Here is a 442-nt window from a genome sequence, read left to right as displayed (position 1 = left end):
CTCGCCCTCCTCGCGACGATCGAAGGCGGCCTGTTTCAGTCTGAGCTGACCATGGTACACGACGAGCCGGATGTTCACGCACTCCAGGAAGCAGTCGACCGCCTCGGTTCAGGTTCTAAAGACATCCTGCGCAATTTTGCACAAATTGGTGCAGCAGTCGCCGCCACACCACGCCGGGTTACGACCGCCAATGACGATGAAGGGAATGAACACGCAGCCAGAACAGACATGCTGACACCATTTTCCTATATGCTGCGTGATGCTGCCTCCACCCCGAAACCCGGTTTTCAGACACAGCCCCGCACTATACCTCCCATCGACGGTCACCTGCTTGGACGCCTGGAGGCTATTGAACGCTGCGTGGACCGGCAGCCTGGTGTAGCCCGGCGTCAGGCACGGCTTATATTGGGTGTCAGGGACGCGATGACAAAAGGCGCACCGA

General features: G+C 58.8%; 1 pseudogene. It reads left to right on the top strand.

Annotated elements, in window-relative coordinates:
• A pseudogene (locus B7449_RS17955) lies at window positions 1-442 on the top strand (type IV secretory system conjugative DNA transfer family protein); the annotation flags it as partial.

Source organism: Komagataeibacter intermedius TF2 (assembly GCF_000964425.1).
In the GTDB taxonomy this organism is placed as follows: domain Bacteria; phylum Pseudomonadota; class Alphaproteobacteria; order Acetobacterales; family Acetobacteraceae; genus Komagataeibacter; species Komagataeibacter intermedius.
This window is presented reverse-complemented; position numbering and strand designations above follow the sequence as displayed.